This window comes from Planococcus daihaiensis (assembly GCF_049262615.1).
Classification (GTDB): domain Bacteria; phylum Bacillota; class Bacilli; order Bacillales_A; family Planococcaceae; genus Planococcus.
The window spans coordinates 2,857,993-2,877,605 of sequence record NZ_CP175504.1 but is presented as its reverse complement, the minus strand read 5'-3'; the positions used below and the strand labels follow the sequence as shown (position 1 = coordinate 2,877,605).

The following is a 19,613-nucleotide window of genomic DNA, read 5'->3' as shown; positions in this document are numbered from 1 at the left end:
AAGTCAGTATAAAAAGTGTCACGGTTCAAATTTACCCTCGGAGAAACAGTTTAAACATTTATGACAATAAAACCCTTTTAGGCAAGAAACTGCACCATATGGTATTTCTTTTTCCCGCGGCGAATGATTGCAAACGTGTCTTCCAGGCGATCTTTGCCATCAATGATGTATTCAAGATCCATCACTTTTTCACCATTTACTGAAATCGCGCCATTTGTGACATCTTCTCTTGCCTGGCGTTTTGACGAGGAAATGCCCGCTTCAACAATCAGGTCAACGATGGATTTTGCTTCACGCGCCATTTCAATAGAAGGAACATCTTTGAAAGCCGCTTTCATTTCGCTTGCCGATAGAGCTTTTAAGTCTCCGCTGAACAATGCTTTTGTGATGCGCTGTGCATCTGCCAACGCGGACTCCCCGTGGATCAATTTCGTCATTTCTTCTGCCAGCACTTTCTGCGCTTTCCGGAGATGTGCTTCCGTTTCCACAGTTTCTTCGAGAGCTTCAATTTCTTCGCGGCTGATAAACGTGAAGATTTTCAAGTATTTGATGACATCGGCATCTGAAGTATTAATCCAGAATTGGTAAAATTCATAAGGCGACGTTTTCTTGGCATCCAACCAGATGGATCCTCCGGCAGATTTTCCGAACTTCGTGCCATCCGCTTTGGTCACCAGTGGAATCGTTATGCCGAAAGCTTTCGCTTCTTCACCATGCGTCTTGCGGATCACTTCGAGGCCCGACGTGATATTGCCCCATTGATCCGATCCGCCGATTTGTACCCGGCAATTGTATTGATCATATAAATGGTTAAAATCGATTGCCTGGATCAGCGTGTACGAAAACTCCGTAAAAGAAATCCCCGTTTCGAGGCGTGACGCCACGGAATCTTTGGCAAGCATATAATTGACGGAAATCAGTTTGCCGTAATCCCGGAGAAATTCAATCACGCTCATGGCACCGATCCAATCCCGGTTATTGACCATTTTCGCTCCATTTTCCGTCTGGAAATCAAAAATTCGCTGCATTTGCACTTTAATGCCGTCCACGTTGCGGTCGATTTGTTCCGTCGTCTGCAATTGGCGTTCTTCGTTGCGTCCTGAAGGATCCCCAATCATCCCTGTCGCTCCGCCGACCAACAGGATTGGCCTGTGGCCGTGCTTCTGAAAACGGCGCAGCGTAAGCAGCGGCACGATATGGCCGATATGCATGCTGTCTGCCGTTGGATCGACACCACAATACAGGGAAATTTTTTCATTCTCCAAAACCTCAGCCAGTCCTTCTTCATCGGTCTGCTGATATAATAAACCTCTCCATTTCAAATCTTTCAATAATTCATTCGACATTCCATTTCCTCCTCGAGTACAATTACTTTAAACGGACCATGCAGAAGCTTTTCAATAAAAAAATGCGCCCCTGCATGTCAGACATGCAGGGACGCATTTGCGCGGTACCACCCAGCTTGAAGGAATTATTCGTTCCCTCCACCTCAATTGTGCCGAACGGGGCACATCCGAAAACTCCAAACCTGTAATTCAGCTTCTGCGTTTTTACCGGTTTGCACCAACCACCGGCTCTCTTTGAAAAAATCACAGTTCCTACTTCGGGTTCTTCACTGTTTTAATATTAAAAGATAATAGTAGTGTACTTTATTATCTCAGATTGTCAATAACTTAGTCGACAATATAAGAATATGTTATAATATAAAAAGATTTTAGGGGGTAGATTAATGTGCGCGAACGATTAAGATCTTGGCAAAAGAAATCTGAAGACACATACCATAAATGGAATTCAAGCAGCTGGTCTAAGGGGTTGAAAATTACCACTGGCGTATTCTGGAACCTTGCCATCCTGTTGGCGATCATCCTGACGATCGGGGGAGTTTTTGCCGCGTCGGTTGGAGCAGGTTATTTTGCTTCTTTAGTGGATGAAGAAGAATTGCGCACCGAAAGCGAAATGCGCGGTGAAATTTATGCCTACGAGGAAACTTCCGAGATATTCTTTGCAAATGATGAATATTTAGGCAAGTTGCGGACCGACCTTGAACGTGAAGAAACTGATCTTGATAAGGTTTCAGATTATGCGATTGACGCTGTGCTCGCAACTGAGGATGAGTATTTTGATGAACATGATGGCATTGTGCCCAAAGCGATTTTCCGCGGCCTGTTCCAGGATGTCTCGAATGCCGACAACCAAACTGGCGGTTCAACGTTGACTCAGCAGCTCATCAAAAACCAGATTCTGACGAATGAAGTTTCATACGAACGTAAAGCAAAAGAAATTTTGCTGGCGATGCGCCTGGAAAAATTCATGAATAAAGACGAAATTATGGAAGCTTACCTCAACATTATCCCTTATGGCAGAAATTCTGCCGGAACGAATATCGCCGGAATTGAAACAGCGGCCAACGGCATCTTCAACGTGCCGGCAAGTGAATTGAATCTTCCGCAGGCAGCATTCATTGCCGGAATTCCAAAGGCGCCTTTCCGCTATACCCCCTATTCATCAGGCGGTGGACTGAAAGAACCGGAGTATTTGGAATTCGGAATCGACCGGATGCGAACAGTTCTGTACCGCATGCTGGAAACTGAATTTATTACGCAGGAAGAATACGATGCGGCTCTCGCCTACGACATTACGCAGGATTTCAGAACTGATGAAACCCGTTCTTATGAGAGATATCCGCATATTACAACCGAAGTTGAAAAACGTGCGACACGCATCATCATGGATGTGCTGGCTGAAGAAGCCGGAATCGATCCTGCCAGCTTGATGGAAAATGACAAGCTTTTTGAAGAATATGAAATTTTGGCTGACCGGGCAGTCCGGGCAAGAGGATACCGGATTCACTCCAGTATTGTAAGAGAGTTATTTGATGCCCAGCAGGATGCCAAAGATGCTTACGAAGCTTATGGCCCCACTTTGACTAAAACAATCATCAACGAAGAAGGCGCGGAAGAAGAAGTTCCGATGCCTGTGCAAGTCGCTTCCGTTACAACCGAAAATGGTACGGGACGCATGTTGAGTTTTGTCGGAGGACGTGACCATGAAATCTCCAATTTCAATTACGCCACTCAGGCTCAGCGCTCCATCGGTTCCACCGCGAAACCGTTATTGGTTTATGCTCCAGCTCTCGAGTATGGAAAAATCGGTGCCGGAAGCCCTGTAGTAGATGTAAAATTTGAAGTTATGCAAAGCAACGGAAGACCTTGGACACCAAGCAACTTTACAGCATCCAGTGAACAGGGCATTATGTCTGCGCGTGACGCATTGGCACAGTCACAGAACTTGCCGGCAATTCGCCTGTTCGCCCAAATCCAAAATCAGATGCCCATCAATTACTTGATCAAAAATGGGTTTTCTTCAGTTGAAGAATCAGAAAACGCTAATGCGACATCTGCCCTTGGTGGCGGAATTGAAGGAACTCCTGAAGAAGTCGCCAGTGGCTACGCTACTTTTGCCAATGGCGGCACATTTGCTGCATCTTCGATAATCGACCGAATTGAAGATGCTGAAGGCAATCTTATTTATGAACATGAAATTGAAACTGAGGACGTCTACACCCCTCAAACTGCTTATGTCATTAACGATATGCTCCGCGATGTGTTCAGTGGCCCACGCGGAACAGCAAACCGTGCAAACGATCTATTGAAATTTAATGCTGATTTCGCCGGCAAGAGTGGTACAACCCAAGAAACACGGGATGTCTGGCTTGTTGGGTATAATCCGAATGTGACAATGAGCGTTTGGCTGGGGTATGACCAGGAGACCAGTTCCCTGGACATTATGCCCAACAGCACCCTTCAACCGTCGACACGCGTTAACCAGGTTTGGGCAGCATTGATGAACGCCTCCTATGACGTTGACCCGGAATTTTTCGGGACACAGGAAACATTCGCAGAACCTGAAGGCATCGTAAGCCGTTCGTTCTGTGGCATTTCCGGACTGGCGCCAAGTGATGGATGTTCAGGCGATGGCCTTGTCAGATCCGATTTATTCATTGCTGACGTCATGGTGCCAACAAAAGCCGATGACAGTTTGACAACCGGCAGATTTACGACCATTGACGGAAACCGATACGCTGCCCTTTCTTCTACACCTGATGAATTTGTTTCGGGTGGAGGAGTCGGAGTTTCAGAAGACTTTATCGATCGAATCCTTGCACCATTCGGCGGAGATGCAAGCAAGCTGTTTCCATCGGATTCACGATTCTCGAATGTTGTTTCATCAACAAGTTTTGATGCTGATGATGTTGCACCAGCGGCCGTTCAGGCCACACTCGACGGCGATTCACTCACTTGGAGCGATTCAGCTTCCAATGACGTTGTGGGCTACCGGGTCTACCGAAACAACTCCCGCGTTGCCTCAATTTCTGAATCTGCCGGAAACTCTTATACAGTTTCAGGGTCTGGAAATTTCACCGTTCGAGCTGTGGATATAACCGGAAGAGAATCTTCCAATTCCAATGCAGCAGAAATCGCAGCACCTGAACCGGAACCCGAACCTGAACCAGAACCAAGTAATGAAGAAAATAATGATACCCCTGCTCCACCGCCGGAAACTCCTCCAGCTACAGAACCTGAGGAGCCTGCCGAACCGGAAGAGCCTGTGGAACCTGAGGAGCCTGTGGAACCGGAAGAACCTGAAGAACCTGAAGAACCGGTGGACCCGCCGGAAGAACCTGAAGAACCGGAAGATCCTGATGATACCGAAGACGCAGCTTAATGATTAAAAAGATCCGGCCCATCATCAATTGGGCCGGATCTTTTTTTCGCAAAAAAAAAGGGCCGCGGAGAAATTTCCGCTGCCCTTTCTATGTTCCTTTAGTCTTCCATCGTAGACAGATCACCCGCAGGCAGATCCAGTTCCCAAGCTTTTAAAACACGGCGCATGATTTTACCGCTTCTCGTTTTCGGAAGTTTGTCTTTAAATTCAATTTCTCTCGGTGCTGCATGGGCCGCCAGCCCTTTTTTGACGAACTGTTGAATATCCTGTATTAATTCTTCAGATGGCTCGTAGCCTTCCACCAGAGCCACAAATGCTTTGATGATTTCGCCGCGCACTGGATCAGGCTTACCGATAACTCCCGCTTCTGCTACAGCCGGATGTTCCAGCAATTTGCTTTCAACTTCAAAAGGACCAACCCGTTCACCCGAAGTCATGATCACATCGTCCACACGTCCCTGGAACCAGTAATACCCTTCCTCATCCTTATAAGCGGAATCTCCGGAAACATACCATTTATCCTTCAGGAAATAGGAGTCGAATTTCTCCGGATTGTTCCAGATTTGGCGCATCATTGATGGCCACCCTTTTTCTATGGCCAGATTCCCCATCTGATTGGCAGGCAGCTCGTTGCCCTGATCATCCACGATGGCGACTTTGATCCCTGGCACAGGCTTGCCCATCGAACCCGGTTTGATATCGAGTGCAGGATAATTACAAATGATCTGCGCGCCGGTTTCCGTCATCCACCACGTATCATGGATGCGCCGTTTGAATACCTGCGCTCCCCACCGAATCACTTCAGGATTCAACGGCTCACCCACTGACAGTACGTGGCGCAATGTGGATAGATCATATTCTTTCACCAATGCATCTCCCGCACCCATCAGCATACGGAATGCTGTTGGCGCACTGTACCAAACGGTTACGCCATAATCCTCGATAGCTTTATACCAGCCTTCCGGTGAAAAACGTCCGCCGATAATGACCGTTGTTGTGCCGTTCAGCCAGGGAGCAAAAACGCCGTACGAAGTGCCCGTGACCCAGCCTGGATCGGCTGTGCACCAATAAATATCCTGCTCGTTGAAATCGAGCACCCATTTCGCTGTCTGGAGATGCTGCACCATCGCATATTGCGCGTGCAGAACACCTTTGGGCTTGCCCGTAGAACCCGAAGTATAATGCAGAACCAGCCCATCTTCCTTGTCCAGCCATTCCACTTCGAAGCTATCTGGACAGTTTGGCAGCTGTTTCAGCACATCCACCGTATGGTCATCTTCCTCGACCCCCTCTCCGACAAGGAAGACCGTTTTCAAATTCGGCAATTTATCGAATGGCACCCGCGATAATAAATCCGGCGTCGTAATGATCGCTTTCGCATCGCTGTCGTCCAATCGATCATAAATGGCTCCTTCCATAAACGCTTCAAACAACGGACCGACAATCAGGCCAAGCTTCAAAGCGCCGAACATCGTGAAATACAGTTCCGGTGACCGGGGCATGAAGATGAAGATCCGATCTCCTTTCTCCAGGTTCGAATGGGATTTCAACATGTTCGCTGCACGGTTTGTCATCCGTTTCATCTCATAAAAAGTATAGGATTCTTTTCTGAATTGATCCATATAATAAAGAGCCACTTTGTTTTTCCGTTCTGACTCCGCATGGCGGTCAATCGCTTCATGCGCCATATTGACTTTCCCTGTTTTGTACCAGCTGAATTCTTTTTCAACATCAGCCCAGTCAAATTGGGATGCGACCTCATCGTAATTATGTAAATTATAGTTTCCTGGCAATGCTGGGAGTGATTCCACTTTCATCCAAATCATCCTTTCTATTCATATCTAATTATTATTCTACATCAGCCAATGTCCAGATTGCCAACTTTTTTCACTTTTTAGAAAATAGAGAGCGCTTTCAAAGTGATTAGCCATTCGGTTGCTGTATCATGTATAATAAACCTAATTGCAAACTTACAGGCGGTGAAATGATGGAACACAAAAAAACATATAATGCTATGGAATTGAAGACGAAGCACGGCAGAGTCATCATTGAAGGGCCAGTGCCATCTCATGAACTCCAGTCACTTGATTTTCATGAAGACCTGATCGCATTTCGTCCTGCCGATCAACAGCATAAAGCCATTGTTGGAATAGCCGATTTGCCGGAAGGCCGTATCCTTATCGCAAGACATAATAATACCATTGTCGGCTATGTCACGTTTCTCTACCCCGACCCGCTCGAGCGCTGGTCAGAAGGAAATATGGAAAACCTGATTGAACTGGGCGCGATCGAGGTGATTCCAAAATTCAGAGGGACAGGCGTCGGCAAAGCCTTATTGAAAACATCCATGATGGACGATGCTTTGGAAGATTTCATCGTTATCACCACTGAATATTATTGGCATTGGGATTTGAAAGGAACCGGCCTTAATGTCTGGGAATACCGCAAAATCATGGAAAAAATGATGCAGGCAGGCGGTCTGGAATACTATGCAACAGACGAACCGGAAATCAGCTCGCATCCCGCAAATTGTCTGATGGCAAAAATCGGAAGCCGTGTTGACCGTGAATCAGTGCAGCAATTCGATCAATTACGTTTTAAACACAGGTATATGTATTAAACAGAAGGGGTGTTTGCATTGCTATTGGAAGAAATCATGAAAACCGAAGTCTATTCGTTAAGCCCACAGCAGACGGTGCAGGATGTCATTGATCTGTTTGAACGCGCCAGAATCCGGCATGCCCCGGTAGTAGATGGAGAAAAAGTGGTCGGTGTCGTTACGGATCGCGATTTGAAGGATGCGCTTCCCTCCCGCTTTACCGTAGCACCAAAAGGTGAACCCTATCAAAAATTAGTGGCAGAAATCATGACCAAAAATCCGATCACCGCCCATCCGATGGATTCAGTTGAAGAAATTGCCATGGTTTTCTATGAACAGAAAGTTGGCTGCCTGCCGATCATCAGCAGCGGCAAACTTGTCGGCTTCATCACGGAAACAGATCTGTTATACACTTTCATCGAATTGACGGGGACCCATCAGCCGGGTTCACAAATTGAAATCCGCGTCCACGATCGGTCTGGCGTCCTCCGGGAAGTGTCCGAAGTTTTCTTCCGCCATAATATTAATGTGCTCAGTGTACTGGTGTATCCCGACAGAGACAAAAAGGAAAATAAAATTCTCGTCTTCCGGGTCCAGACCATGAATCCGCTGACATTAATTAACGACTTACGAAAAGAAGGTTTTGATGTCCTATGGCCAAAAATGCCGCAAATCAACGAATAAAACATGCCATCTTCGTTTACTCCGACGATCAGCTTGGCTATAAGTTTTCGGAAACCCATCCGTTCAATCAAAAGCGGCTCGTGCTGACAGTCGATCTGCTGCGTGAAATGAATGCGCTTCCAGATGATTTGGTCGTTCCTGCCCGCATTGCAACTGACGAAGAACTGATGCTTGCACACGATGAACGTTATATTGACATCGTAAAAAAAGCGAGCAAAGGGGAAATCACCCCTGAAGCAGGAGAAGCTTACGGAATCGGAACAGAAGATACACCGATATTCGAAAACATGCACGAAGCCAGCGCACGACTCGTTGGCGGAACATTGACGGCTGTCGATTATGTGATGACAGGCAAAGCACAGCACGCCTTAAACCTTGGGGGCGGCCTCCATCACGGTTTCCGCGGAAAGGCTTCCGGTTTTTGTATTTATAACGACAGCTCTGTCGCCATAAATTATTTGAAGGAAAAGTACGGCGCCCGTGTTCTTTATATCGATACCGATGCCCATCACGGTGACGGCGTTCAATGGTGTTTTTATGATGATCCTGATGTTTGCACCGTTTCGATTCACGAAACCGGGCGCTATCTTTTCCCCGGGACCGGCAATATCAATGAACGCGGAAATGGTCAGGGCTACGGCACGTCATTCAACTTTCCGATTGACGCCTTCACTGAAGACGAATCTTTTCTGGAAATCTACCGCACAGCCATGAAAGAAATTGTGGAACATTTCAAACCCGATGTGATTCTTTCACAGAACGGCGCTGATGCCCATTATTTGGATCCATTGACACATCTTTATGGAACGATGAATATTTACAAGGAAATACCTAAAATCGCTCATGAGCTGGCACACGAATATTGCGGAGGTAAATGGATTGCGGTTGGCGGCGGCGGCTATGACATTTGGCGCGTCGTCCCCCGTGCATGGTCGTATCTTTGGATGGAAATGAACGACATCCCTCTCCCAAGCGGCCAGCTGCCTCAGCAATGGCTCGAAAAATGGCAGCCCGAATCACCGGTAAAACTGATTGAAACCTGGGAAGACCCACAGAATATGTATGATCCGATTCCCAGGAAAGAGGAAATCACCGATAAGAACCATCAGATGATGGAGAAATCGCTCTACATCATTCGCCACACGCAGAAAAATCTCTCTTAAATTTGAATCCAAAAAAGCTGCCCCGGCATCAATGCCGGGGCAGCTTTTTGGTGAAAACTATTCAGTTCAATCATTTTTAGTGGATTGGCGTTCTTCGATGCGGTAAGGAAGGATCACCTGGTTCTCTTCAATCTCTTCTTTGTTCATATATTTTGTCAGCAAGCGCATCGACACGGCGCCGATATCATATAAAGGCAATGCCACCGAAGATAACATTGGACGGGCCATCCTGGCAAGTTTGGAATTCTCATAGCTGATGATTTCTACATCTTCCGGAATTCTTTGGCCCCCTTCTTCCACCGCGTGGATCACACCGATCGCCATTTCATCATTATTGACAAAATAAGCAGTCGGCTTCTGTAGCCTCAACTCCAGCACTGCCTGCATCCCTTCGTCATAGGAATTATTGCATTCGATTACCAGTTCCGGTTTAAAGTTGATGTCGGCATCTTCCAACGCTTCTCTGTACGCCTTCATTTTGTAATCTCTGTTGATTTTTGAAGTTAACGGCCCTGAAATGAAGGCGATGTTCGTGTGCCCATTATCAATCAATTTTTTAACCGCTTCATAAGCCGCTTCATAATAATCGATGTTCACAGAAGCAATTTTACCGGTTTCCTCGATCGATCCCGCCAGTACGATCGGCGTTGGCGAGCGCTCCAGTTCATAGAGCAGTTCAGCAGAAATCATATCGCTCATGAAAACAATGCCGTCCACTTGTTTGCCGAGCATCGTTTCAAGAAGCTGCAATTCCTTGTTTTCATTCTGATCCGAGTTGGACAGGATAATATTGTACCGGTACATCGTTGCGATATCTTCTATTCCTCGTGCCAGCTCAGAATAGGTGGTATTCGATATATCCGGGATGATGACACCGACCGTGGTGGTCTTTTTGCTGGCAAGCCCGCGCGCCACTGCATTCGGACGATAGCCGAGCTCTTCAATCACTTTTAATACTTTTTTTCTGGTGGCCGGTTTGACGTTCTGGTTGCCGTTCACTACACGTGAAACGGTTGCCATGGAGACGTTCGCTTCCCTTGCCACGTCATAAATCGTTACGGTCATGTAAGCGCCCTCTTTCCCTTTTATACAATCATACGACAGTGAGTTTATGTATATCAACTAAAATAAATAAAAGCCGGGATTCTGCCCGGCTTTTTGGTGTTACATTTTCATTTCGTATTGTTTCATGAACTTCATCAACGAATCGTAGTACTCGTCGAATTGCGGAAGATTCATCTGTTGCTGTGCATCGGACAAGGCTACTGCCGGATCCGGATGCACTTCTGCCATAACTCCGTCAGCTCCGATTGCGATTGCCGCTTTGGCAGCCGGCAGCAATAGATCGCGACGCCCTGTGGAATGCGTTACATCCACAAATACCGGCAAATGCGTTTCCTGCTTGAGAATCGGAACGGCCGAAATATCCAGTGTGTTGCGGGTCGCTTTTTCATAGGTGCGGATTCCGCGTTCACAAAGAATGATCTGGCTGTTGCCGGAAGCGATGATGTATTCAGCTGCGTTGATAAATTCTTCAATCGTTGCAGACATCCCACGTTTCAGCAGAACCGGTTTATTGATGCTGCCAACCGCTTTCAACAATTCGAAGTTCTGCATATTGCGTGCGCCGACTTGCACGACATCCACATAATCAAGTGCCTCTTCCAAATGATGCGGTGTAACGATTTCAGAAACCACTGCCAAATTATATTGATCTGCGGCTTTTTTCAACATTTTCAGACCTTCGAGGCCCAATCCCTGGAAATCGTATGGAGAAGTACGCGGTTTGTAAGCTCCGCCGCGGATCATCTTCAGGCCTTTGCCTCCAATAGCTTCTGCTACTGTTGTTACTTGTTCTTGGGATTCTACTGCACATGGACCAAATATGAAGGAAGGTTCGCCTTGCCCAACCAGTTCTCCATTAATATTGATGATCGTGTCTTCGGCTTTCTTCTTGCGGGATACAAGCAATGTTTTGCGGGTATCTTCTTCCTGCATATCCAAAGCGGATTTGAAAATTTCCTTGAATATATGATCAACCGTTTTTTGGTCTAATGGACCGTTATTATTATCTTTCAATAAGTTCAGCATATGGCGCTCACGAAGCGGATCATATCTGTTCATTCCTTGTTTTTCTTTAATTTTTCCGATCTCTTGAATGACGGAAGCTCTGTCATTTATAAGGGACAGAATTTGCAGGTTTACTGCATCGACTTTTTCTCTCAGCTGTTCTAAATCAGTTTGGCTCATCCTAATTTCCCCTTTCGTAAATCACCTTTTAGCGGTGATTCATCTTAACATGATAGGACCATTATATGCAAAGTATCCATTAATGTCACGAGAAAAGTTTTAGCGCTTCAACGCGCTAAAGTGTATTTCACTTAAAAAGGCCGGAGCACTGGGCTCCGGCCTTCCTGATTAAGCAATAAATTCTTGCATGGACTTGCTTTTGATCTTATTGTGAGACGCCTGCCAATCCACTTGCATGTTCGAGAAATGCAACAATTGGGGCGACTCATGTTTAATTTGGGTGATTTCTGCGATTCCCTGTGATAATTCCTTGTCTTCCTGAACGACCAGGAACAGGAAAAGCTGGTTCGGATGCAAAGAACAATACTCATTGTATTCGTTCCAGGCAGCCGCAGAAACCGGACACGTGCTGCTGTGTTTCAACAGCCAAAAGCTTTGTGTGCCGTCAACCGCTTTTTTAAGGCTGTCTAAATCCTGTACTCGTATCAAATTTTTCATTTTATCCGCTCCAATTATTTTGTTGAGTTGTTTTTATTGCTGTTGGAATTGGAATTGTTTTTGTTCTGGTTGCCAGACTTGTTCTGATTGAAGCTGTCTCCGGCATTCGAGTTTTTATTTGCACCGACATTCGGTTTAACGTCACCTTTAGCCGTTGAACCTGTCGCATAGCCAGATCCGGATTTCTTCTCATCATTCACTTCTTCAACCGCCTCTTTTAATGCATTGGCTGTTGATGTATATGCTTCATTGCCTGCTGTTTCCGTTTCCTTATTGGATTCGTGGACAGTGTTTTCGATAGTCGCGTGCATATCAATCGACTCTTCTCCTTCAGAAGAAGCTGTGCCATCATCCATTGGCGATGAACCGCCTTTGATGCCTTTTACTTTTTCGACAACTTTTGTCGACTGATCTTTAAACTGCTGCTTAAAGCCGCCGCCGTCTTTGTCAGCATCGGTGTGCGAGCTTTGTGACTTTTCTTTTAAAGACGTCACTTGCGTATTCAAGTCGCCGCGGAATTCTTTTCCTGATTTTGGTGCCAGGAATAATGCCACTGCCGCTCCAATAACTGCCCCTACAAATGCACCGGCCAAAAAGCTGCCTGAGCCTGACTCTTCTTCGTAATCGTACAAGTCGTCATATCGGCTGGACATGCCGTAAGACTGTGGCTCGTAATCACTTTGCTGATAGTTCTGGCCCGTATTTGAATAATAGTCTTTATTGTACTGAGAATCATTATAATTCGGTTTTGGGTTATTGAATTCATTGTTTCCAGTCATTTTGCATTCCTCCATCTAATTAATAGTATTTTAAATCAGTATTGGTCGTTATGCGGAAGCTGTTTTTGTCCCGGTACCGGCTGATAGCTTTCAGTTTGCTGGGCGTTATAGGCTTTCCGCGCTTTCCATTTATCGCGGACTCCCATGGCCACATTGCTCCACTGCACAACTTGCGCAATTTTTTCTTCATTTTGTTCTGCTTGCGAAGCGATGGACATTGTAATGCGTCTGACGGATGCATTCAAATCAGTTACCGAATTGCCGACACCTTGTACAGCGTCTACAACACCGTTAAGTTTTTCCGTCTTCACCTGAATGTCTTCAGCGAGTTCGTTTGTCTTATGCAGCAGGTTGGTCGTTTCCAACGTCACTCCCTGCAATTGGTTTTCGAGCCCTGCAACTGTGCCTGACACTTCTTTTAGAGTGTTCTTCAACGAATTCAATGTCATTGCCAATGCTACGCATAGAATTAAGAATCCGGCTGCAGCCACGATTGCGGCTATGTAAAGCAGTATTTGCCAATCCATGATAATTCCTCCTTTTACATTCTGTTATATAGATTTCTACCCTTGTGGAAGTGCGGCTAAACACAGTCCACCTACATTACTTCTATAAAAGGTTACAAAATACCTGCAAAAAATACAAAACAGTCCAACTCGAAAGTTAGACTGTTTTTTCTGTAGCCAGCAGATTTTCGAAGGCTGCTTTAAATTTGGTAACGTCCCCTGCTCCCATGAACAGAAAAACGCCAGTTTTATGTTCGGCAAGTTTGGCCACGTCTTCCACTTGCAATAAGTGGCAGCCCGGAATCTTTTCTTCCAGGTCACTGATGGTTAACGTTCCGGCCTCTTCACGGGCAGAGCCAAAAATATCACAAAGATAAACCTGGTCAGCTTCACTGAGGCAATCCGCAAATTCCTGCAGGAATGTTTGCGTCCGCGTAAATGTATGCGGCTGGAAGATTGCAATCACTTCACGGTCCGGAAATTTTTGCCGTGCAGATTGCAAAGTTGCGCGAATCTCTGTCGGATGATGCGCATAATCATCAATCAGTATGCGGTCGCCGACATCGGTTTGTGAAAATCTCCGTTTGACGCCTTCATATCCGTTGAATTGCTGTTGAATGATGGCAGCCGGTATATTTTCATAATGGCACAGCGAGATAACCGCCAATGCATTTAAAATCGTATGGTCGCCAAACATCGGAATCGTAAACGTATGGAAAAATTCATTGCGGATCACCACATCAAAAGTTGTACCTTCTGTGGTCTTGATAATATTGCGTGCCTGGAAATCATTTTCTTCACCGAAGCCGTAATAAACCATCGGCACGGGTGACTGCAATTGTTGCAGGTGCTCATCATCTCCACAAGCGATGATGCATTTTTTCACTTGCTGCGCCATTTCTTCAAATGCCTTAAAGACATCGTCTATGCCGGCAAAATAATCCGGGTGGTCAAAATCGATATTCGTCATGATGGCATAATCCGGATGATACGCAAGGAAATGACGGCGGTATTCACAAGCTTCCACAACAAAGAAATGTGAATCTTCAGCGCCATAGCCCGTTCCATCTCCAATAAGATACGAAACCGGCTTATAACCATTCAAAACATGCGCCATCAACCCGGTCGTCGAAGTCTTGCCATGTGCGCCGGTTATTGCGACAGAGACATATTGTTTCATCAGATCACCGAGAAATTCGTGGTAACGGATGATGGTCGCCCCAATTTCCCGTGCCCGTACAAGTTCCGGATGCTCATCATTAAAAGCATTTCCGGCGATGATCGTCATATTCGCGTTGATGTTTTCCGGGTCGAACGGAAGAATGGAAATGCCCCGATCCCGCAGACGTTCCTCGGTAAAGAAATATTTGGCAATATCCGATCCCTGCACTTCGTTCCCCATATCATGCATGATCTGAGCAAGCGGACTCATCCCTGAGCCTTTTATGCCGGTAAAATGTAAAACTGTCATAAGTGAACCTCCTGTGGAAGTTATAAAGTAGTCTATTCCATCCCATTTGAAGTGGATAGCCGATTGGTTAAAACAATTATTTGATTATATCATATTTTTATCCAGATACAATATAATCGATATTTTGAAATAATGAATTTATTATTGGAATACTTCTGAAATATCATCTTCAGTAATCAGCACTGAGCGGGCTTTGCTGCCGTTCTGCTCTGAAATAAACCCATGTTCTTCAATAAGGTCCATGAGCCGCGCCGCACGGTTATAACCGATATGGAACTTACGCTGCAACAGGGATGTTGAGGCGCTGCCTTGCTGCATAATAAAACGGCAGGCTTCTTCAAATAGATCATCCTGATCGGCTCCAGAGCCATTCATCTTGATCAATTCTTCTTCTTTAAAGAAATATTCGGGCTCTCCCTGGTCGCGAACATGTGCAATAATCTTTTCAATTTCTTCATCCGTCACAAATGTTCCCTGTATACGGCTTGGCGCAGACATGCCATTGCCCAGATACAGCATATCGCCTCTTCCGAGCAAGCGCTCGGCTCCCTGTGAATCCAGGATGGTGCGGCTGTCCACTTGTGAAGAAACAGAAAATGCGATGCGTGTCGGTATATTTGACTTGATCAAACCGGTGATAACGTCCACAGATGGCCGCTGCGTAGCAATGACCAGGTGGATGCCGCAGGCGCGTGCTTTTTGCGCGATCCGGCAAATTGCGTCTTCAACATCCGAAGGCGACATCATCATCAGATCGGCAAGCTCATCGATGACGATCAAAATATAAGGCAGATGCTGCGCATGATCGCCTTTTTCCTTAACCATCTTATTGTAGCGGCTGATGTCACGGACTCCCGTATGAGCAAACAATTGATAGCGGCGCTCCATTTCGGAAACCGCCCATTTCAATGAGGCGGTGGCCGCTTTTACATCCGTAATGACCGGACTGACCAGATGCGGAATGTGATTATAAGGGGCAAGCTCTACCATTTTCGGATCGATCAATAATAATTTCAGATCTTGAGGCGACGATTTATACAGCAGGCTGACGAGAATCGAATTGATGCATACCGATTTCCCCGAACCTGTCGCCCCGGCAATCAAGCCATGCGGCATATTGCGCAAATCAAGCGTTACCGGTTTCCCTGTCAAATCCAGTCCCAATGCTGCTTCCAAAGGAGAATCCGAGTCCTCGAATTGGGGGCTGCCAATTACTTCCGAAATTCGGACGGCTCTTGAAGTTCGATTCGGTATTTCGATGCCGATTGAACTTTTACCCGGAATCGGAGCCTGGATCCGAATGTCTTTTGCGGCAAGCGCCAACTTCAGGTCATCCGCCAAATTGCGGATTTTACTGACTTTAACCCCTTGCGCGACAGTCAATTCGAATTGTGTCACGGCCGGGCCCTGGACGATGCTCAAAATTGTCGCCTGTACCTGGAAATGAGACAGGGCTTCTATCAGGCGTTCTCCCTGATCTTCCATCCATTCTTCGTCTTTCCGGTCATTTTCCGGCATTTGCAGAAAATTGCTGTGCGGATATTCATAACTTGAGACAGGTGGCATTTCAGCAGATTCCGCACCTGCTGTTTGTTCTGCTGCTTCAATAACAGGCGTTTCTTCCGTTGCTGCTTTTTCTGGAACAGCTGCCGGTTCCGCTGCTGGAGTCGGCTCTGCGACCGGAGGCGTAATCGGTTGTTGTTTTGGTGCCATAGCATTCAGTTTTTTAAATTTCTCTTTATCCGATTTCAACATCAGCACATTAAAAGGGACCGTTTTTTCTTTCTTCTTTACTGCATCGCCGCTGCCAGCCTGCTGCGATCCAGTAGTTTCTGCAGGTTTTTCGCTATGTACCGAACGATCAGCCGTTGAATCATCCGTTTCCGGTTCTGATAAAGATTCAACGGCAGGTTCTGTTGCAGTTCTTTCTTCCGGTTCTGCTGAATCTGCAGGGAGCGAAGCACATTCTTCGATGGCCGGTTCAGGCTGTGGCACCGATTGTTCGGCTGGAGCAGCACTTTCTGCATTTTCGCGAATCGGTTCAATAGCTTTTTTTTCCTCTTTTGCTTGCGGCAGAATCGCCTGTTGAAATTCCTCTTTCAATTCTTTCTGTTCAAGAAGTTTTTCAATAGGTACCGGTTTTCTTTCGTTAAAACCATGAATTGGCGATGGAATTCTGGTCGCTTCAAAACGCCGTTTAATCGGTTCTGGCTTATTGATCTCCTGCTTCGGTTTCGTAGACTCGGGCTGCCGTTGAACTGGTTGGCGCGTTGCCATCCTTGGTTCCGGCCGAATTTCCCTCCGAACGGGTGACTGTGCCATTTGTGTTGGCCGGCTTCTCAGTTCTTCCCTGACTTCAGCCATCGTGACTTTTTCGCCACTTTGCTCTTTTTTTAGAAAAACTTCTCTTTCCTCATCTGTGATTAATGGAAAACGAAAAGGCACATGGGACCTCTTCTGTTCAACAGGAGCTGTGTATTCGGGTTCAATTTCTTCCTCGGTGTCATCGACAAACATACGGTTCCATACTTTTTTAACCCAGCTCATAACAACTCACGCCTTTACTTCAAAAGCTGATCCGATTTCATAGTCATCTTCCAATACCAAAATCCCTTTTTCTTCAGGAGCATCCGGCAAAGCCAATTCTTTGGCAGAACAGATCATGCCGCTTGACGGTACACCGCGAAGCTCCGCATCTTTGATAAGCATTCCAGAAGGCATGACGGCGCCCACTTTTGCGACAACCACTTTTTGGCCCGCTGCCACGTTGGGAGCACCGCAAACGATCTGCAGATTTTCAGTTCCGACAGCTACCTGGCAGACATTCAATTTATCCGCATTCGGATGTTTTTCCATTGATTCCACATGTCCGACTACGAATTTAGGTGACAAGTCGACTTCCAGCAGAAAATCAACGCTGTTTTTTTCAAGCGCATTTTGCAATTCGGTAACCAGTTGTTCTGAGACATCGATTGTTCCGGTTTCCGGAAAGCTGATGTATTGTGAGGCATTGAACAGGTTGAAGCCGGCGATTGCATCGCTTCCGTCTTTGATGAGCGTGACGTCCCCGCTCATTTCTGTTTGGATCTTCTCAGGTGTTTCTGTTTGTAATTGAACCAGCAATACGTCGCCAATTCCTTCTTTATTATAAAATGCATTCATTTCTTATCGTTCTCCTCTTCGGGTCTATTTTTGGCCAGGATGAATATCGGTTCCAATTCGTCGTTTTCATAGACGAATGACAGGGACGTGATCGGCACTTTGCCATTGGTGAAGAAATGCATCGCCATCTGCGCGAGCACATCATAGCCGGCCTCATTGCGGATATCTCCGATGATCATGACATCCTGATGCGGGACGGACACAGTCATGTCCCCGGTAATTTTCTTTTTCATATCTTTCAGGAAGTTTTCATTTAAGATTCGGGATGCGTCATACCCATCATTTTCATTGAGGAAATAAAACACGTTTCCAGCCACGTGATCTTCCTTGACTGCAGTTTTCAGCTTCTTGACCTGGAATCTTGCCAATTCCTTGAGCTGGTCTTCTGTCAGACTTAATGAATTTAACACATTTTCGTCAATTAAGCGATAGGCCGCCCCAGTATCGAGCGCATAAAATATCCGGGTTTCCGCTGTATGGTCCGCTGTGATAAAGCGGTTTCCCTCATTGGACACCACTGGAAAAGAAGTGGAACGGATGACCGGATAGATGTGTTCTCCCCCTGGCAGATCCCCTTCAGCTTCGCGCTCCATCGCTTTGAAAGTTTCGTTGATCGTGTAAATAATCTCGTTCACCGCTTCTTCGCCTTTCGTTTCATAGCGGCTTGTGATTTTCGGCAGGTCCAGTGTCAGGCCTTTGCCGATTTTTTTATGGTGGATATTCGCTGTATTTTTTTCGCGGTCGTAGCGCCATTCCAAGTCCCGGCTTGGCAACTTTTCTCTTAAAAGGTTCACTAATTGTGTGGAGTTCATATCGATCTTCCTCTCTGTCAAAAATAAACGGCTCGACCTTCGCAGGCGAACCGTCGTTATATTATGATTGCAATCCGGCAATAAAGCCTTCAATTTCTTCCTGCGTTTTCCTGTCGCGGCTGACGAAACGGTCCAGTTCCTGTCCGTTGCTGAAAGCCAGGAAACTCGGAATGCCGTAAACATCCAACTCGATGCAAAGGTCGATGAATTCGTCCCGGTCTACTGACAGGAAATGATAATCTGTAAATTTTTGTTCAATATCCGGCATAATCGGGTCGATGACGCGGCAATCCGGACACCATCCGGCTGTAAACATGAATATTGATTTGTGGTTGTTTTTGTAGTCATTAAATTGCTCGATTGATTCCAGTTTCTTCATGCATGATTCACCTCAATTTTCTTCGATCGAACGAACAGTTTTCATCATCCATTCCATATTTCCAGGAACATCCGACTCTTCCGAAATAGTCGTCATCTTAACGCCGCCTGCGCTGACGACCACTTCAAACCGGTCATCCGCAATGCTTCTCAAAGTTGCAAAACCGAAACGGCCATTTTGTTCGAATGTCTCATCCGCTGTCCATTCCTGTTCTTCGTTCGCTTTTTGCAGATCATAAAAGAATTTACTGTCTGCAGCTTCGTTGGGATTGATGAACAGCACGTAGGAATCGCTGCCCTTGGTTAAAATGATATTGTTTTCATCAGAAGGTTCTTCAAGGTCGTACCCTCCAGGCAGATAAAGCTCTGTCCCCCCGGCGGTTTCATTGGTTTCCGGCGGCTCTTCTTCAAAAGCCAGGCGGGTTTCAGAAAGCCCTTCCGCCAATCGTTCTTCAGGAGTTCCCATGCATCCCGCTAATAATAATACGGATAACACAGTTCCTGTAATAAAAGCTGAGCGTTTCACGCGTCTTCCTCCCCTGCTTTGCTGTTTCCTATTTTAAAGATGTTTCCTTTCACATGCAAC

Annotated in this window: 17 protein-coding genes and 1 other annotated feature; of the genes, 4 read left to right on the top strand and 13 right to left on the bottom strand. The window is 46.2% G+C overall.

The genetic code is table 11. The features are described from left to right. Positions 1 to 77: 77 nt before the first annotated feature. Entirely contained in the window at positions 78 to 1,346 is a 1,269-nt protein-coding gene (gene tyrS / locus DHX103_RS14270) for a tyrosine--tRNA ligase (protein WP_422122891.1), read from the bottom strand. Between the two features lie 84 nt (positions 1,347 to 1,430). Then, positions 1,431 to 1,625: a binding site (T-box leader), on the bottom strand. Positions 1,626 to 1,731: 106 nt separating this feature from the next. Between tyrS and DHX103_RS14265 the strand changes: the two genes are divergently transcribed. Further along, on the top strand, positions 1,732 to 4,725 hold the full coding sequence (locus DHX103_RS14265; protein WP_422122890.1) for a transglycosylase domain-containing protein: 2,994 nt from the start codon (positions 1,732 to 1,734) through the stop codon (positions 4,723 to 4,725). A gap of 98 nt (positions 4,726 to 4,823) precedes the next feature. Here the strand turns inward: DHX103_RS14265 and acsA are convergent, their stop codons facing one another. After that, entirely contained in the window at positions 4,824 to 6,542 is a 1,719-nt protein-coding gene (gene acsA / locus DHX103_RS14260) for an acetate--CoA ligase (protein ID WP_422122889.1), read from the bottom strand. A gap of 170 nt (positions 6,543 to 6,712) precedes the next feature. On the opposite strand from acsA, the gene DHX103_RS14255 reads away from it, so the two are divergent. The 3 genes from DHX103_RS14255 to DHX103_RS14245 are packed head-to-tail and all read left to right on the top strand — an operon-like array spanning position 6,713 to position 9,171. Then, complete coding sequence (locus tag DHX103_RS14255) at positions 6,713 to 7,345, top strand: GNAT family N-acetyltransferase (protein WP_422122888.1); 633 nt, start codon at positions 6,713 to 6,715, stop codon at positions 7,343 to 7,345. 18 nt (positions 7,346 to 7,363) lie between these two features. Next, entirely contained in the window at positions 7,364 to 8,008 is a 645-nt protein-coding gene (locus tag DHX103_RS14250) for an acetoin utilization AcuB family protein (RefSeq protein ID WP_422122887.1), read from the top strand. After that, positions 7,978 to 9,171 carry an acetoin utilization protein AcuC gene (locus DHX103_RS14245; RefSeq protein WP_422122886.1) on the top strand — a complete coding sequence of 398 codons (1,194 nt, stop codon included), beginning with the start codon at positions 7,978 to 7,980 and terminating at the stop codon, positions 9,169 to 9,171. The genes DHX103_RS14250 and DHX103_RS14245 overlap by 31 nt, the downstream gene beginning before the upstream one ends. 66 nt (positions 9,172 to 9,237) lie before the next feature. Here DHX103_RS14245 and ccpA read toward each other — a convergent pair whose 3' ends face one another. From ccpA to DHX103_RS14190, 11 genes are all read right to left on the bottom strand, one after another. Next, positions 9,238 to 10,236, bottom strand: coding sequence for a catabolite control protein A (gene ccpA / locus DHX103_RS14240; RefSeq protein WP_422122885.1), 999 nt, complete (start codon positions 10,234 to 10,236; stop codon positions 9,238 to 9,240). 99 nt (positions 10,237 to 10,335) lie between these two features. Next, the gene (locus tag DHX103_RS14235; protein WP_422122884.1) at positions 10,336 to 11,421 is read right to left on the bottom strand and encodes a bifunctional 3-deoxy-7-phosphoheptulonate synthase/chorismate mutase; all 1,086 of its coding nucleotides are present in this window, start codon (positions 11,419 to 11,421) and stop codon (positions 10,336 to 10,338) included. A 168-nt stretch (positions 11,422 to 11,589) separates the two neighbouring features. Further along, a complete protein-coding gene (gene ytxJ / locus DHX103_RS14230; RefSeq protein WP_422122883.1) occupies positions 11,590 to 11,919 on the bottom strand; it encodes a bacillithiol system redox-active protein YtxJ in 330 nt (109 codons plus the stop codon). A gap of 14 nt (positions 11,920 to 11,933) precedes the next feature. After that, positions 11,934 to 12,698 (bottom strand): YtxH domain-containing protein, encoded by a 765-nt coding sequence (locus tag DHX103_RS14225; RefSeq protein WP_422122882.1) that lies wholly within the window; start codon positions 12,696 to 12,698, stop codon positions 11,934 to 11,936. A gap of 35 nt (positions 12,699 to 12,733) precedes the next feature. After that, on the bottom strand, positions 12,734 to 13,225 hold the full coding sequence (locus DHX103_RS14220; RefSeq protein ID WP_422122881.1) for a DUF948 domain-containing protein: 492 nt from the start codon (positions 13,223 to 13,225) through the stop codon (positions 12,734 to 12,736). Positions 13,226 to 13,361: 136 nt separating this feature from the next. Next, on the bottom strand, positions 13,362 to 14,675 hold the full coding sequence (murC, locus tag DHX103_RS14215; protein ID WP_422122880.1) for a UDP-N-acetylmuramate--L-alanine ligase: 1,314 nt from the start codon (positions 14,673 to 14,675) through the stop codon (positions 13,362 to 13,364). Positions 14,676 to 14,816: 141 nt separating this feature from the next. Then, positions 14,817 to 17,222 carry a DNA translocase FtsK gene (locus DHX103_RS14210; RefSeq protein ID WP_422122879.1) on the bottom strand — a complete coding sequence of 802 codons (2,406 nt, stop codon included), beginning with the start codon at positions 17,220 to 17,222 and terminating at the stop codon, positions 14,817 to 14,819. 6 nt (positions 17,223 to 17,228) lie between these two features. Next, on the bottom strand, positions 17,229 to 17,837 hold the full coding sequence (ytpR, locus tag DHX103_RS14205) for a YtpR family tRNA-binding protein (protein ID WP_422122878.1): 609 nt from the start codon (positions 17,835 to 17,837) through the stop codon (positions 17,229 to 17,231). After that, complete coding sequence (locus DHX103_RS14200; RefSeq protein WP_422122877.1) at positions 17,834 to 18,649, bottom strand: DUF1444 family protein; 816 nt, start codon at positions 18,647 to 18,649, stop codon at positions 17,834 to 17,836. The genes ytpR and DHX103_RS14200 overlap by 4 nt, the downstream gene beginning before the upstream one ends. A gap of 61 nt (positions 18,650 to 18,710) precedes the next feature. Continuing rightward, complete coding sequence (locus DHX103_RS14195; RefSeq protein ID WP_422122876.1) at positions 18,711 to 19,028, bottom strand: thioredoxin family protein; 318 nt, start codon at positions 19,026 to 19,028, stop codon at positions 18,711 to 18,713. A 12-nt stretch (positions 19,029 to 19,040) separates the two neighbouring features. Beyond that, positions 19,041 to 19,553, bottom strand: coding sequence for a hypothetical protein (locus tag DHX103_RS14190; RefSeq protein WP_422122875.1), 513 nt, complete (start codon positions 19,551 to 19,553; stop codon positions 19,041 to 19,043). Positions 19,554 to 19,613 lie beyond the last annotated feature (60 nt).